Below are 14,672 nucleotides of genomic sequence, written 5' to 3' on the forward strand. Positions count from 1 at the left end.
TGAGGCCTGGACCTGGCCTAGGGTCACCCGCCGAATGGGAGCCGATGGCTCCGCTCGAGATCCCCTACCTCGTCAACTCGCCCTCAACTACAGGCGAGTTCCGGCGCTTCTGTGAAGACGACGTCCCCCGCCACCCCCTTCCTGCCGTCCGGGTGTCGCGACACCCTGGTGCGGCCGATCAAAGCACGTGCCCATGATACCGCATCCAGGCCTCGATCACCATTGCCTCAAGGACGATCCCGCAAGGTCGAACTATTCCAGGTCAATATATCGTACGTGTGTTCGTGTCACGCAGACGGATCACGCGTCGTCACCGTCCCGTCGAGCCGCCGCGCGATGAGGTCGACGAGGCTCCGCGCCGTCTCGTGCGCGAGCGCGGCGACGTCGCATTCGGTCATCACGCGCACCAACGGCTCGGTGCCGGACGCGCGGACGAGCACGCGCCCACGCCCCGCGAGGCGCCGCTCCGCGTCGGCGACCGCGGCGAGAATCTCGGGGTCGTCCTGCCAGCGCTCCGGAAACTGGACGCGCACGTTGAGCAAGATCTGTGGGAACCGGTGCAGGAACGGTTCGGCGTGTTCCTCCACGGGGCGGCCCGATTCCAGCAGCACGTTCATGAGCTGCAGCGCGGTCACCAACCCGTCTCCGGTCGTCGCATGGTCGAGAAAGATCACGTGTCCGCTCTGCTCTCCGCCGACGCGCGCGCCGGTTTCGAGCATCCGCTCCAACACATACCGGTCGCCCACGCGCGCGCGCTCGAGACGGACGCCGCGCGCGTGCAGGGCGACCTCGATCCCCATGTTGGTCATCACCGTCGCCACGAGCAGGTTGCCGGGCAGCGTGCCCCGCGCCGCATGGTGAAGCGCGGTGATGCCCATGATCGTGTCGCCGTCGAGCACGCGGCCGCGGCGATCCGCCGCGATCACGCGGTCGCCGTCCCCGTCGTGCGCAAACCCCAGGTCGGCCTGGTGTTCGAGGACCGCCGCCTGGATCACCTCCGGATGCGTGGACCCGCAGCCGGCGTTGATGTTCGTGCCGTTGGGGGAGGCGTGCAGGGGAATCACGGTTGCGCCGAGGCGCTCCCACAGCCGCGGCGCGACGTGCGCGGTCGCGCCGTTCGCGCAGTCCACCGCGATGCGCCAGCCGTCGAGCCGCGCCCCGGCGAGCCCGACCAAGTAGGCGAGGTACCGCTCCGCTGCGTCGGCCACATCCTGGATGCGGCCGACGGCCGCCCCGGTCGGCCGCGGCAACGACGGAGCCTCGTCCATCATCACCTCGATCCGCGCCTCCATCTCGTCCGGGAACTTGAACCCGGTCGGTGCGAACAGCTTGACGCCGTTGTCCTCCATCGGATTGTGCGACGCGGAGATTACGGCCCCGGCGTGCACGTCGAGATCGCGCGTCAGCAACGCGATCCCCGGCGTCGGCAGGACGCCGAGGCGGAGCACGTCGGCGCCCGCAGAACAACACGCCGCGACGAGCGCGGCCTCGAGCAGGTCACCCGAGATGCGCGGATCGCGGCCGACCGCGAACCGTCCCCGGCCGCCGGGCGAGAGCACGTGCACCGCCGCGCGGCCGAGCCGGTCCACGAGGTCGGTGGACAGATCGGCGTTGGCGACGCCGCGGATGCCGTCCGTCCCAAAGAACCGCCCCATCGCGGCTACGGCGCCACGGTCAGGGTGATCTGGGCCGGCGTGATTGCGAGCAGCCGGACGCCGTTCGGCAGGACGACGCGCGGCGCCACACGGCGGGCGCCGCGTGCGGGCCCGGAGGCGTCCACCTCGACCATGAGGGCGGACGGCGCGAGCCGCTGCACGGCGTCCTGCGGGCCCTCAACCTGGACGTCCACGTGGTCTGGCGCCGCCCGCGCGGCCGAGCCCTTGGGCACGCCCGAGATGCGCACCGGCACCCCCGGGAGGACCCGAGAGAGCAGCATCCGGCCGATGCGCACGACGACCGTGACCTGTTGGGTTTGGGCGGCGCTGCCCTGCGGGAGGGCCAACGCCACCTTCCGCGTCACGTCGCTGCGCGCGCCGCCGATGTCGATCGGCGCGGTGGTCGCGGTCTGGATCGCCTGCAGCGCGGTCACCGACCCCGACACTGCGACGGTCTGCGGCGTGATCGTGACGCCGGTCACGGCGAGCCCCGAGGCCGGCGATCCGACGAGCGCCGGCACCACGGGCACGATCTTGGTGATCGTCCCCTCGCGCACGGGCAGCGTCGCCTGCACGATCGACGGATCGATCGTCAGGCCGCGCACCTCCTGGCCGGTCGCGTCGAGCAGGTGCACGGGGACCGAGCTGAAGAGCTGCTGTCGCAGCTGGGAGGTGTCGAGCGTCACGACGACGTGCCGCACCTCCTGCACCTGCGTCGCCGCGCCGCTGATCGCGACGTGATCGGGCTGGACGCGCGGCGTGCCCAGCGTCACTCCGGGGGGCGGCACGCCGATCAGGCTGACCTCGACCGCGAACCGCTGCCGCATGAGCGCGTCGATCACCACGACGGCCTCGGCCGGGGTCCGCTCGACGACGCGCACCTCGGGAGGCGCGGCGATGTAGACCGGCTCCCGGTGCTCGCCGGGGCGGAGCCCGCTGAGATCCACGGACGCGTCAAGCAGCGCCGGCGTGAGCAGGGCGAGCGCGGAGCGCGGTCCCTGCAGATGCACCTGCACGCGACTGGGCGCCTGCACCACCACCTCGGACGCGCCCAGCCCGCGCACGTGGAGGTCGAGCGTCATGATGCGCTCGACGAGCGGGTTCTGCGCCGTGGCCACATAGAGCCACATCACGGTCGCGATCACGACGGAGAGCACCGCGTAGACGAATCGCGTGTTGGCGAACCGCCGCCTCATGCCTCCTTCCTCCACGGCCAGAACGCTGGCACGCGGAGCGGCGGCACGCGCGGCACGTGAAACACGCCGGCTCGCATCGGCGCCGGGCCGGCGAGCGCGAGCAGGGCCACCTTGAGCTCTTCCTCGCTCAGGCCGCGCCGTACGCGTCCTTCCCGGGCGAGCGAGATCGTCCCGGTTTCCTCAGACACCACGACCGCGACGGCGTCCGTGTCTTCCGTGATGCCCAGCGCCGCGCGGTGGCGCGTGCCCATCCCCCTGGCCAGCCCGGGGCGTTCGCTCAGCGGGAGCAGGCAGCCCGCGGCCGCAACGCGGTTTCCCCGCAGGATCAACGCGCCGTCGTGCAGCGGGGTGTTGGGATAGAAGATGTTGATCAGCAACTGCACCGTCACAACCCCGTCCACACGGATCCCCGTGTCGATCACGTCCTGCAGGCCGACCTGGCGCTCGAGCACGATGAGCGCGCCGATCTTGCGGGAGCCGAGCACGCGCGCCGCCCGTGTGACGTCGTTGATGAGCCGGATCGCGGCTTCGCGGTCCAGCCCGTGGGGACTCAGCCCCACGAGCGAGACGCCGCCCCGGCCGAGCTGCTCGAGCATGCGCCGCAGCTCCGGCTGGAACAGGATCAGCAGCGCGATCGGGACGACCAAACCAACGTAGCCCAACAGCCACTGCAGCGTGTACAGGCCCAACCAGCGGCTGACCACGTACACGCCGAACAGGACGGCCAGCCCGCTGACAAGCTGCACCGCCCGGGTGCCGCGAATCAGCATCAACACCTGGTAGACGATGATCGTGACGACCAGGATGTCGACGAGGTCCCACACGCGAAGCGGAAACGGTACCGGCCAGGGCATCCCGGCCACCTCCGGCGCGGCGCCGGTCGATCGGGGCGCGCAACCCCCTTACAACGCCAACGCGAGAAGGGACTTCTGCACGTGCAGGCGGTTTTCCGCTTCGTCAAACGCCACCGCGCGCGGCCCGTCCAGCAGCTCGTCGGTGATCTCCTCGCCGCGATGGGCGGGGAGGCAGTGCGAGACGACCGCATGGCGCGGGGCGTGGGCGAGCAGCGCGGCATTGACCTGGTACCGCGAGAACGCGCGGCGCCGGCCCTCGAGCTCGGCCTCCTGCCCCATGCTCGTCCAGACGTCGGTGTACACGAGATCCGCGTCCCGCACGGCCCACACCGGATCGTCGGTCACGTCGACGGTCGCGCCGTCCGCAGCGCACACCCGCGCATCCCGCAAGGTCTCCGCGTCGAGCTCGTACCCCGGCGGCGTGGCGATCGCCATCGACGCTCCGAGCCGGACGGCGCCAAGGACGAGCGAGCGAAGCACGTTGTTCCCGTCGCCGATCCACGCGATCCGGACGCCGCCCACGCGTCCGAAGCGCTCCTCGATCGTCAGCAACGCGGCCAGCGCCTGACACGGGTGCTCCCAGTCCGACAGCGCGTTGATCACCGGGACGCGGGCGTGCGCGGCCAGCGCCACCACGTTCGCGTGCGCGAAGGTGCGCGCGGCGATCCCGTCCACCCACCGCTCGAGATTGCGGGCGATGTCGGGGTACGACTCCCGGGTCCCCATGCCGATGCTCCGCGAGTCGAGATAGATCCCGTGGCCGCCGAGGTGCAGCATCGCCGTCTCGAAGGTCACGTGGGTGCGAAGCGACGGCTTGGCAAACACGAGCGCCAGCACTTTGCCGGCGAGGAGCGGTGGGCGGTCACCGTGGCGGCCGCGCTGCTTCAGCTCCGCCGCCACGGCCAGCACGGTGCGCATTTCCTGGACGTCGAGATCGCGGATCGCGAGGAAGTCCCGCCCCCGCAGCTCGACCTGTGCCCGCTCCACCGCGTACGGCCTCTCCACGGTCCGCGCTCCCCTCCGCCGCTTTGGGTTCGAGGCATGTTGGTGATGCATAATTATACATCCTCGGATCATAATAATGCAACACGGAGGTCGCGTCTACGCGGGCCCATCGCCCCGCGCCGTGGACGCGTGTGCGCGTCGAGCGCGGCGTCGGTCGCCTGCGATCGCGCTCTCGTAGTCACCGGGAACCCGAGGCAGCGAGCGTCCCTCGAGGACACAGTCGCGCGCCGCACGACGCCGCGGACCGTGGCAACATGTCCCCACGGCGAGAGGCGGCGTCTCGTTCAGGATCGGTCCGGGGACCGGGTGCCGCACGCGCGATCTACAGGATGCGGCGGGCCCCCAGGTAGTGCGAGACGTAGTACGATTCGTCGAAGCCGTCGACCACGACGCGGTGAGCGGTGCCGGACGCGTGCACGAACCGCCCGTCGCCGATGTAGATGCCGACGTGGGACGCGCCGCTGCCGTCGGTGTCGAAGAACACCAGGTCTCCAGGGGCCAGGGCGTTCGGGCTAACGGGAACGCCCGTCGCCCACTGATCGTACGACAGGCGCGGGAGACCGGGGACGTAGGGCGCATAGACGAGGTACACCAGACCGGAACAATCCACGCCCGCCCGGCTCGTCCCGCCCCAGACGTAGGGCGTGCCGAGGTACTGCATGGCCGTGGCGACCGTTCGTCGCGCCAGCAAGGTGGCCCGCATCGACAGCGGCACAGGGGTTCCCATGCCCGGCGTCGCGCGACCGGGAACCGTCAGCGTGTCGCCGTAGCGCCCGACCGCACTCGAGCCCGCGCCTGGCGCCACTGCGGGCGGCTCCGCGACCGCCACAAGATCGCCCAACGACGCCTGGGGCGTCGACGGCCCCGCGCTGCGGCCGCCTGTGGGAATCACGAGCGCCTGTCCCACGTGCAGGGTGCCGGATGCGCCCAAGCGATTGGCGTCCTGCAGCTCGGCGACGGTCAGCCCGTGCATCCGCGCGAGGTGATAGAGCGTATCCCCCGGCTGCACGATGTACGTCGTCGGGGACGACGCCGGTGGAACGGCGGGAGCGCGGGAGGTCGTCGCCAGCAGCGAGCCGATGGTACTGGGCGATCCAGACGACTCACCGCCTCCCTCTGAACCGATGGAGCCGGTCGGCGGAACGGTGGCGCCCCAGCCCGCGCCGCGGGACGGTAGTGACGCGGGGCCCGCTGCGGCGTGACCGGGCGAGGCGGAATCCGGGATCGTGAGCACCTCACCGACGTTGAGCCTCGACGGATCGGCGAGGCCGTTGGCTTCGATCAGCAGTGACACGGGCACGCCGAAGTGCCGAGCGATGCTGTAGAGAGTATCGTGCGAAGCGACGGTGTACCGGGTCGTTGCGTCGGCCGGCAATGCGGCCGCGAGCGCGACGCCCAGCGCGCCTACCCCGATCATGACCCATGCGACGACGCGCATGCTCCGCTTCCCCTTTCGCCCCATCCCGTTGGTGCCGCTTATTTCGTGCCCGGGACGGGCGTCCGTTAGACCGGAGCAGCTCAGGCTGCGATGAATGCCGGTATGGCGCGTAGAGCGTGCGACGGGCGACGCTCAAAGCGCCGCCCGTCGCGACCTGCCGCTACCGCTTCGAGTATTGGAACCCCTTGCGCGCACGCTTGTGGCCGTACTTCTTGCGTTCCTTCTGCCGCGGGTCGCGCGTCAGGAGACCCGCCTTGCGCAGCGGGGACCGGAGTTCACCGTCGAGCGACAGCAGCGCGCGCGCGATCCCGAGCCGGATCGCGCCCGCCTGGCCCACGACGCCGCCCCCGCGGACGTCCGCGATCACGTCGAACCGTCCCTCAGCGTTCGACACGACGAACGCCTGGCGAATCGAGGTGAGCAACGGCCCCTTCGGGAAGTGCTGCTCGACCGCGCGCCCGTTCACCGTGATCGTCCCGCTCCCCGGCACCAACCGAACCCGCGCCGTGGCCTCCTTACGGCCGCCCGCGGCCAACGTCATCACCGGCGCTTCCATCACTGGTCACGTCCCTTCGTCGAGGTCTCGCCCCGCCGCGGCAGTTCGAGCGCGACGGGCTGCTGGGCCGCGTGCCGGTGCGCATCGCCCCGGTACACGCGCAGCTTCCGCAGGCACTCACGCCCGAGCGGCGTCTTCGGCAGCATGCCGCGCACCGCCTCTTTGAGGACCGTCTCGGGATGCCGCTGCAGCATCTTGCCCGCCGGCGTCGCCCGAAGTCCGCCCGGGTAGCCGGAGTGTCGATGGTACATCTTCTGCTGCGCCTTGCGTCCGGTCAGGCGGATCTTGTCGGCGTTGATGATGACGACGTAGTCTCCGCTCACAGACGGCGTGAACGTCGGCCTCGCCTTCCCCCGCAGCACGGCGGCGACGCGGCTGGCCAGACGACCAAGCACCTGCCCCTTTGCGTCCACGACGTACCACCGCTGGTGTTCGCCCGGCTTTGCCATGATCGTGCGCATCTGGTCCCCCTCACAGCTCGCGCGCGGCACCGGTGGAGGCCCGCGCGCGTCGACAGCACCCGGGATTGTATCATGCGGCTCTCCAGACCGTCAAACGCGTGCGCTCGCGATGATACCCTTCTCCCGCGCCCCAAGTGTAGCCTCACAGCGCTCGTCTGTCGATGGCCTGCGCCCGCGGCCCCCATCGGACACACGGGAGGCCGCGGGGAAACGCCCGCGGCCTCCCGAAGAGATCCGCCCATGCGCGCGTCTCCGGCCCGCCTGATCGCCTCGCTCATTCTGTTCCTGGCACTCGCGGCCGTCGCCGCCCATGAGACCGGCCACCGGTGGGACGTCGCCGTCACGACCTGGGTGCACCGCGCAGCGCCGGCGCCAGACCTCCCGACCGCGCTCTACGTCTTCGCCGGCAACGCCGAAGTCGTCGTCGCGGGCGCCGCCCTCGCCGGGCTGCTCCTCCTCCGCCGGGACCGGACGCGGGCCGAGGCGGCGTTCGGGCTCGCGGGGAGCCTCGTCGTGCTGAGCCTGCTCGCCGTGGCACTGAAACACCTGGTGCCGCATCCCGGGCCGCCGGACGCCCTGCAGCGCCACGTCTTCCGGATGGGGATCAGCGTCCCGACGCCGTTCAGTTTCCCCTCGGGCCATACGCTGCGGGCGACGTTTATCGCGGGGACGGTGCTGCGCGGCGCGCCCGTCGCCGCGATCGCGGTCGTGGGATCGATGATGGCGTCCCTCGTGTACCTGGGCGACCACTGGGCGAGCGACGTCCTCGGCGGGCTATGTCTTGGGTGGGCGGCGGTTGAAACCGCACGCGCGGTGTGGTCCCGCCTGCGAGTGGAGCCGTAGATCCCCGCCGCACAAGCGCGGCCCGGCGGCGAGGAAGGAGCGGTTGCGCGCCTCCCCGTCCGGCATCGCGCCGGGTCGCGTCAGGAGAGCTCGACTTCTGAACTGTCGCCGAGGTTGATGCGTCCGAGCCGCCCGGTGATCGCGGCGTTTTCCCCGATAATCGAGCGGTCGAGTAGCACGCGTTCCACGCGCGCGTTCGCGTTGATGATGCTCTCCTGGATCACGGCGTTGACCACGCGCGCACCCTCGGCCACGGTCACGTAGGGCCCGACCACCGATGCCTCCACGACAGCGGTCTCCGCGACAAACGCCGGCGGGATCACGACCGAGCCGGGCACCTGGATCGGCAGCGGGGCGCGTTCGAGCAGCGCGTGGTTGGCGTGCAGCAGGGCGGACGGCGTCCCGCAGTCGTACCAGCCGTTCACGGGGAACGTCCGGAGGTGCTCGCCTCCATCGATCATGAGCTGCAGGGCGTCGGCGAGCCAGTACTCACCGCGCACGACGTGCCGTTCGTCCACCAGTCGCTCGAGCGCCGCGCGGAACGGCGCCGGGCGCTGAATCATATACACGCCCACGACCGCGAGGTCGCTCGGCGGTGTCTCTGGCTTCTCCCACAGATGCCGCACGAACCCGTCAGTGTCCAGCTCAACGACGCCGAAGGCGCGCGGATCCTGGACGCGGTGCACACCGATCGCCGAGTGCGGCATCCGGACGGCCGCGTGCAGGTCCGCCTCGACGATCGTGTCCCCAAACACGATCAGCGTGGGGCCCGTGAGGTGCTCGCGGGCGAGATAGATCGCGTGCCCGTTCCCCTTCGGCTCGTCCTGATAGACGAAGTGCGCCCGGAACGCGTACTGCTCCTTGACGAACTCCTCCACCTTCTCGGCGAGGTAGCCGACGACAAAGACGATCTCGTCGACGCCGAGATCGCGCAAATCATCGAGGATGTACGCGAGGATGGGCTTACCCGCGACGTTCATCAGGACCTTCGGCTGCGTGTGCGTATGCGGACGCAACCGCTTCCCCTGGCCGGCGACCGGAATGATGGCGTTCATCGCACCGCCTCCTCAGCCTTCGCGGAAGAAGCTCAGCAGCCGACCCTGCAGCTCCGAGCCGACCTCCGTGACGTCCTTGATCGTGTCCACGCCCCGCCAGTACGCCTCGGACCGAAACGCGCCCAGGCGCCGCGCCTTCGCCAACTCGGGGAACGTCGTCGTCTCGTGATCGCCCCGCTCCGGCAACCGGTCGCGCAGCGAGGGCGAGAGCACGTACACCCCGGCGTTGATCCAGTACGGAAGCCGGGGCTTCTCGAGAAACTGCGTGACGAGATCGTCGGCGTCGACGTCCACGATGCCGTAGGGGCTCACGAACGGCGTCAGCACGACCGTCGCCAGCATCCGCCGAGCGAGGTGCCCCTCGAGCACGGGGGTGAGGCGCAGGTTCGTGATGATGTCGCCGTTGGTCGCGATGACGGCGTCGGCGCCTTCGGGCACCTGCGACAGCGCGAGCTTGAGCGCGCCGCCCCGACCGAGCGGTTCCCGCTCGACCGCGTACGCGATCCGAAGCCCGAGACGCGCCCCGTCGCCGAAGTAGCTTTCGATGACCTCGTGGCGGTACCCGCACGAAATCACCACGTCGGTGACCCCCTGCCCCGCGAGCCACTGCAGCTGATATCCGAGGATCGGGATCCCCATGATCTCCACCATGGGCTTCGGCCGGTCCTCGGTGAACGGCCGGAGGCGCTCCCCCTTGCCGCCGGCGAGCACGATCGCATGCATCACCGTCCGTCCTCCCCTAGAACCGCGCGTCCTGGGCGATGCGGTCCCAGTGCGTCATGAACCACTCGCGCGTGCGCCGGACGCCGGCCTCGAAGTCGGTGCCCGGATGATACCCGAGCAACTGCCCCGCCTTCTCCACCGAGGCGCGCCGCCTCGTGATATGATCCCACGAACGCCGCCCCACGTAGCGCACGCCGGCGGAGTTGTCCGTGATCCCGTTGATCAGCGTGGCGAGGGTCTGGACCGTCACCTCCCGCCCCGACGCGAGGTTGACTGCTTCGCCCACCGCGGCCTCCGAGATGCCCGCCGCGAGCAACCCCTGGACGATGTCGCCCACGTAGGTGAAGTCGCGGGTCTCCTCCCCGGTGCCGGTGATCGGGAGCGCCTCCTTCCGCATCGCCCAGTAGAGGAAATTGGGGATGACGTTCCGGTACCGGCCCGGGATCTCGCCGGGGCCGTACACGTTGAAGAACCGCGTCCGCACCACCGGCACCTTGTAGTAGTTCGAGAAGTAATTGCAGTAGAGCTCGCCGAGAAGCTTGGTGATCTGGTACGGGGTGTCGAGGTCGAGCGAGACGAAGTCCTCCGTCAGCGGCAGCGGCGCCTTGCTACCGTACACCGAGCACCCCGACGACGCGTACACGAACCGCCGCACGCCGACGAGCTGCGTGAATTCCAGCATCTTGAGCGTGCCGAGGCCGTTCACCAGCAGGTCCTGCTCCGGGTGATCGACCGAGTTCTGGTTGGCGAACAGCGCCGCCAGGTGGAACACGTAGTCGGGCCGCTCTGAGAACGCCGAGCGCAGCGTCTCTCCGTCGAGCACGCTGCCCTCGATGAAGCGCACCGTGGGATGGTCCGGAATGTTCCACCGGCTGGCGGAGGACAGGTCGTCGACCACAAAGACCCGCGCCGCCCCGGCCTCAGTCAACGCCGAGACAAGGTTGCTCCCAATGCATCCGGCGCCCCCGGTCACCAGGACCGTGCGCCCGTCGTAGCTGTGTTCCGCCGTCATCGCTGGTCCCTCCCGTCGTCCCCATCCCCGCCGCCCCGGCCCGCCCCCGGCACCTCTACCGCCACGGGCGCCCCGGTGCGCACCGAGTCCAACACCGCGAAGCAGCACGCCGTGTTCGCCGCGTACGCCGCCATCTCTACCGGCGGCGGCGCCTCGCCCTGCACAGCGGCGACCCACGCGGCCAGCTCCTCGGCGTGGCCGCGCGCGGCCTCGCGGAGCGTGACCCGGCGCACCCGGCCGCCGCGGGCGAGCGCGGCCCGCCGGAAGTCCTCGAGCGTACACGCGATTCCCCGGCCGAACACGTCCAGCCGCTCCCGCCACGCCGCCCGATCGGCCCCGTCGGCGTACACGATCGTCCCGGCCGACCCGTCGCGAAATCCCAACGAGATCACGAATGACACCCCGGGCTCGCCCTCCGGCGCGCTGGCGCGCGCGAAGACCTGCACAGGGTCCGCGCCGGTCAGGTACTGAAGGAGATCCACGAAGTGGCCGCCCTCGCCCAGCCAGCGTCCGCCGCCCTCCACCGGATCGTGTACCCAATGATCCGCTTCGACGGCGCCGGCGTTGACGTGGTAGGCGAGCGTCAGGGGATGCTCGTCTCCCAAGAACGTCTTGATCCGCCGCACGATTGGCGAGTAGCGGCGGTTGAATCCTACCACAAGGACGCGGGGCGATGCCGCGTACGCGGCCAGCACGCGCGTTAGTTCCTGCGGGGTCAGGGCGAGCGGCTTCTCGACGAAGACGTGCTTGCCGGCGCGCAGCGCGGCCTCCACGAGCGACGCGTGCGTGTCGTTGCGCGTGGCGATCACAACCGCGCCTGCGTGCGGATCGCCGAGCACCGCGTCCGGATCGGTCGTGCAGAACTCGAAACCCAGCCGATCCGCCGCGGTCCGCGCCGACAGCCCCGAGGTGGCGGCGACCCCCCGCAGCCGGACACCGGGGATCTGCCGCAGCGCGGGCAGCAGCACCGTCTGTGCGAACAGCCCGCTGCCGATCACCCCGATGCCGACGCCCGCGCCCGGCTCGCGCGACGCGACCGCACGCGGAAGCGGGATCGTGCGGTCCCGGGGCGTCTCCTCAGGATAGAGCAGGACGACGCCGAGATGCGGGGCGCCGCTTTGGATCAGCGCGTACGCATCGGCCGCGCGGTCGATCGAGAACCGGTGGGTGATCAACGGCTCCGTCCGCACGGTCCCCCGCGCGAGTCCGCCGACGAACGCGGCCATGTTGCGGCCGGCGGTCCACCGGACATACCCCGGCGGATACGCCACGCCGCGGCGCTCGTACGCCGCCTCCTCCGCGCCGGGGCCGGAGGCGCGCGAGAGTACGAACGCGAGCTCCTTCTTCCAGAACGGACGGCGCGGAATCTCCATGCCAGTCACGCCAACCATCACGACCGTGCCCCGCACGCGCGCGAGCTCGGCGGCGAACTCGATCGGACCGTTGCCGGCGGTGGACGCGGTGATGATCACCGCGTCGGCGCCGATCCCGCCCGACAGTCGGAGCGTCGCCGCGGAGGCAGCGGCCGCCTCCACCGTCGCCGCATCCGCCCCGAGGCGCTCCGCGAGCGCGACGCGTTCGGCGTCGACGTCGTGCGCCACGACGCGGCACCCGGCGCCGCGAAGCAGCTGGACCGTGAGCTGCCCGAGGATCCCGAGGCCGAGCACCGCGACGACCTCGCCGAGACCGACCCCGGCGCGGCGCACACCGTGCAGCGCGATCGCGCCGAGCATCGCGAACGCCCCGGCTTCCGCCGACACCTCCGGCGGGAGCGGCACGCACAACTGCGCCGGCACGACGACGATCTCGGCGTGGTTGGCCCAGCCCGCACCCGCGCAGACAACCCGGTCGCCGGGAGTCATCCCCTCGACCCCGGCCCCGACGGCGAGCACCGTGCCCGCGCTGCTGTAGCCGAGCGGTTGCGACATCTCGAGGCGCCGGAACGACTCGCGGACCGTGGCGCGGAGCCCGTCCCGGCGCATCTTATTGAGCGCCTCCCGGACGAGGTCCGGCCTCGCCCGCGCCTTCCCGACCAGGCTCTTGCCCGCCAGCGCGATCACCGATCGCTCCGTCCCGGCGCTCACCACGGACGCCGCGTTGTGCACGAGCACCGCGCCGGGCCGGCCCTGCGGCACCGGTACGTCCGCGACGCTCAGCGCCCCGGTCCGGGGACTGAGGACGACCTGTTTCATGGCTCCGCCGAGGGACCGACCCGCGAGGGCGCGGGTGCGCTCGCGGGCTTCTCGGGCGCCCCGGCCCGGCGCGCTTCCAGCACGTGCGCATCGACCAAGACGCGGTACCAGAGCGCCTGCAGCACGTAGTAGATAAATCCCTCCCGGCCGTCGAGAAAACCGCCGCGCAGCACGTATCGGTACGTGAAGTACGCGAGCGCGCGCACCCCGAGCGGCGTGCGGCGGTAGACGCGCTCGTACCACCACCGCGACCGTTCGGCGGGATCCCCGCCCCGCAGACGCGGCGTGACCGCCTCCGCGGGCGCCCGGCGCACGAGATCGGCGGCGGCGAGCGCCGCGTACCGCGTGTGCCGCTCCACCCACCGCGCGAGCGGACGGCGGTCCTCGTGGAGCAGATCGTGCTCGAGCCTCGCGGTCGGACCGTCCACGAGCAGGTGCTCGTCGACCCCGCGCTCCTCGCAGCGGGCCAGGCGGTGCCGCATGATCCGCAGCAGCCACACGGGATAGTATCCGCCGTGACGGAGCCAGCGCCCCAGGAAGATGAACCGGCGCTTCACATAGAATCCCGCGACGTCCCCGAGCGGCGCGGACAACCGGCGGCGGAGTTCGTCGCGGAGCTCGGGGGTGACGCTCTCGTCCGCATCGAGGAACAGCACCCACTCGTGCCGAAACGGCAGCGTCCGGAGCGCCCACGTCCGCTGCGCCGCGTAGCCGCTGAACGCGTGGGTGACCACCTGCGCACCCCAGGCCCGTGCCACCGCCACCGTTTGGTCGGTGCTGTTGGAGTCCACGACCCAGACGTCCGCGGCCCAGCCGGTGACGCTCGCGAGCGCGTTCGGCAGGTTCAGTTCCTCGTCGTGGGTCAGGATGATGACGGCGAGGGGGACGTCGCCGCCGCGCGCCGGGTGCTCGGGAACGTACGTCCGGTCGACCCCGGAGCCGGTCACCCGATCGTGCGATGCCATTCTGGGCGGCCCCGCCGGGGCCAGCGCCCGGTGACGCTGATGAAGACGGAGAGCGCGAACAAGCGCAGGTCCAGCCCCAGGCTCATCCGGCGCACGTAGAGGGCATCGTACTTGAACTTCCGCTGACGGCTGATGTCCCGGGGCGCGTAGACCTGCGCCAACCCCGTGAGGCCAGGCCGCACGGAGATGCGCACGTGATAGTTGGGGACGTCCTCGATGCGGTGATACTGGCGGCGGCGCGGGTCGACTTCGATCTCCTGCGGCAGCAGCGCGCGGGGCCCCACGAAGCTCATGTCACCCCGCAAGACGTTCAACAGCTGCGGGATCTCGTCGAGCGCCGCCGCCCTCAGGATCCTCCCGACCGGCGTGATCCGGCTGTCGTTGACCGTCGCCTGCCGGTGGACTCCACCGACCGCGTGTTCCCGCATCGTCCGGAACTTGATCACGTGGAACGGCACCCCGTCGCGCCCGACGCGGACCTGGTGAATGAACACGGGACCCCGGTCGCCCACCCACACCAAAAAGGCGACCACGAGGCACACCGGCAGCAGCAGGACGAGACCGGCCAGCGCGAGGGCGATCTCGATCGGCCGCTTGAGCGCATACCCCTCCGGCGCGCGCTGAACCCGCGCTGCTTCTGTGCTGGAGTCGCCCATCGGGAACGCGCCGATCTTCTCCTCCGGGGCGTGGCGGACAGAACTCATGTTCATATCTTAA

The 14,672-nt window shown here is 70.8% G+C and carries 14 protein-coding genes; 1 reads left to right on the forward strand and 13 read right to left on the reverse strand.

Annotated features, from left to right (window positions below):
* Positions 1–287: 287 nt before the first annotated feature.
* The 7 genes from glmM to rplM form a co-directional block, all read right to left on the reverse strand.
* Positions 288–1,655: a phosphoglucosamine mutase gene (glmM, locus tag VKZ50_12865; protein HLJ60609.1), complete on the reverse strand. Its 1,368-nt coding sequence runs from the start codon at positions 1,653–1,655 to the stop codon at positions 288–290.
* A 5-nt stretch (positions 1,656–1,660) separates the two neighbouring features.
* Complete coding sequence (locus VKZ50_12870) at positions 1,661–2,851, reverse strand: CdaR family protein (protein ID HLJ60610.1); 1,191 nt, start codon at positions 2,849–2,851, stop codon at positions 1,661–1,663.
* Complete coding sequence (gene cdaA, locus VKZ50_12875) at positions 2,848–3,705, reverse strand: diadenylate cyclase CdaA (GenBank protein HLJ60611.1); 858 nt, start codon at positions 3,703–3,705, stop codon at positions 2,848–2,850. Before cdaA ends, VKZ50_12870 begins: the two co-directional genes overlap by 4 nt.
* Before the next feature lie 48 nt (positions 3,706–3,753).
* Entirely contained in the window at positions 3,754–4,710 is a 957-nt protein-coding gene (gene argF, locus VKZ50_12880; protein HLJ60612.1) for an ornithine carbamoyltransferase, read from the reverse strand.
* 322 nt (positions 4,711–5,032) lie between these two features.
* A complete protein-coding gene (locus VKZ50_12885; GenBank protein ID HLJ60613.1) occupies positions 5,033–6,148 on the reverse strand; it encodes a LysM peptidoglycan-binding domain-containing protein in 1,116 nt (371 codons plus the stop codon).
* Between the two features lie 160 nt (positions 6,149–6,308).
* Positions 6,309–6,689, reverse strand: coding sequence for a 30S ribosomal protein S9 (rpsI, locus tag VKZ50_12890; protein ID HLJ60614.1), 381 nt, complete (start codon positions 6,687–6,689; stop codon positions 6,309–6,311).
* Positions 6,690–6,703: 14 nt separating this feature from the next.
* Positions 6,704–7,165 (reverse strand): 50S ribosomal protein L13, encoded by a 462-nt coding sequence (rplM, locus tag VKZ50_12895; protein HLJ60615.1) that lies wholly within the window; start codon positions 7,163–7,165, stop codon positions 6,704–6,706.
* Positions 7,166–7,405: 240 nt separating this feature from the next.
* Here rplM and VKZ50_12900 point away from each other — a divergent pair, with 240 nt between their 5' ends.
* Positions 7,406–8,008, forward strand: a complete 603-nt coding sequence (locus VKZ50_12900) for a phosphatase PAP2 family protein (protein HLJ60616.1) — start codon at positions 7,406–7,408, stop codon at positions 8,006–8,008.
* Positions 8,009–8,088: 80 nt separating this feature from the next.
* Here VKZ50_12900 and VKZ50_12905 read toward each other — a convergent pair whose 3' ends face one another.
* From VKZ50_12905 to VKZ50_12930, 6 genes are read right to left on the reverse strand one after another with little or no spacing between them, the layout of a single operon-like run.
* Entirely contained in the window at positions 8,089–9,063 is a 975-nt protein-coding gene (locus VKZ50_12905; GenBank protein HLJ60617.1) for a sugar phosphate nucleotidyltransferase, read from the reverse strand.
* A 12-nt stretch (positions 9,064–9,075) separates the two neighbouring features.
* Positions 9,076–9,786: a nucleotidyltransferase family protein gene (locus tag VKZ50_12910; protein HLJ60618.1), complete on the reverse strand. Its 711-nt coding sequence runs from the start codon at positions 9,784–9,786 to the stop codon at positions 9,076–9,078.
* 16 nt (positions 9,787–9,802) lie between these two features.
* On the reverse strand, positions 9,803–10,798 hold the full coding sequence (locus tag VKZ50_12915; protein ID HLJ60619.1) for an NAD-dependent epimerase/dehydratase family protein: 996 nt from the start codon (positions 10,796–10,798) through the stop codon (positions 9,803–9,805).
* On the reverse strand, positions 10,795–12,990 hold the full coding sequence (locus VKZ50_12920; GenBank protein HLJ60620.1) for a bi-domain-containing oxidoreductase: 2,196 nt from the start codon (positions 12,988–12,990) through the stop codon (positions 10,795–10,797). Before VKZ50_12920 ends, VKZ50_12915 begins: the two co-directional genes overlap by 4 nt.
* Positions 12,987–13,955, reverse strand: coding sequence for a glycosyltransferase family 2 protein (locus VKZ50_12925; GenBank protein ID HLJ60621.1), 969 nt, complete (start codon positions 13,953–13,955; stop codon positions 12,987–12,989). The genes VKZ50_12920 and VKZ50_12925 overlap by 4 nt, the downstream gene beginning before the upstream one ends.
* Positions 13,934–14,659: a sugar transferase gene (locus VKZ50_12930; protein ID HLJ60622.1), complete on the reverse strand. Its 726-nt coding sequence runs from the start codon at positions 14,657–14,659 to the stop codon at positions 13,934–13,936. The genes VKZ50_12925 and VKZ50_12930 overlap by 22 nt, the downstream gene beginning before the upstream one ends.
* Between the last annotated feature and the right edge of the window lie 13 nt (positions 14,660–14,672).

Source organism: bacterium, from assembly GCA_035295165.1.
Taxonomy (GTDB): Bacteria; Sysuimicrobiota; Sysuimicrobiia; order Sysuimicrobiales; family Segetimicrobiaceae; genus JAJPIA01.